The organism is Burkholderia sp. SIMBA_062 (assembly GCF_046534765.1).
Classification (GTDB): Bacteria; Pseudomonadota; Gammaproteobacteria; order Burkholderiales; family Burkholderiaceae; genus Burkholderia; species Burkholderia ambifaria.
Genome location: NZ_JAWRYD010000590.1, coordinates 1 through 239, shown reverse-complemented (window position 1 = coordinate 239; position 239 = coordinate 1). Strand labels below are relative to the sequence as shown.

The 239-nt window shown below is 75.7% G+C and carries 1 protein-coding gene; it reads left to right on the top strand.

The genetic code is table 11. The features are described 5' to 3' along the window. Nucleotides 1-152, top strand: a 152-nt coding sequence (locus SB786_RS37560; RefSeq protein WP_410731755.1) for a class I SAM-dependent methyltransferase family protein, incomplete at its 5' end; no start/stop codon positions are given. Between the last annotated feature and the right edge of the window lie 87 nt (nt 153-239).

Below are 239 nucleotides of genomic sequence, written 5' to 3'. Positions count from 1 at the left end.
ACCGCGGCGAGGCGACGTGGGTGATGCGCCGCCGCTCGCAGGCCGAGATGGACGAGCTCGTCGCGCGCGCGGGCTTTCGCAAGCTCGACCAGCGCATCGACGCGATGGGCATCTTCACGGTCAGCCTGGCCCAGCGGGTCGACGCGCAATGAGCGCGTCCGGCGTTCGCGCGGGCCGTCCCGCGCAGGCGGCGGCCGGCGCAGGCGACGCGTCCTGGGCGTTGCGCATCGGCGCGCTCG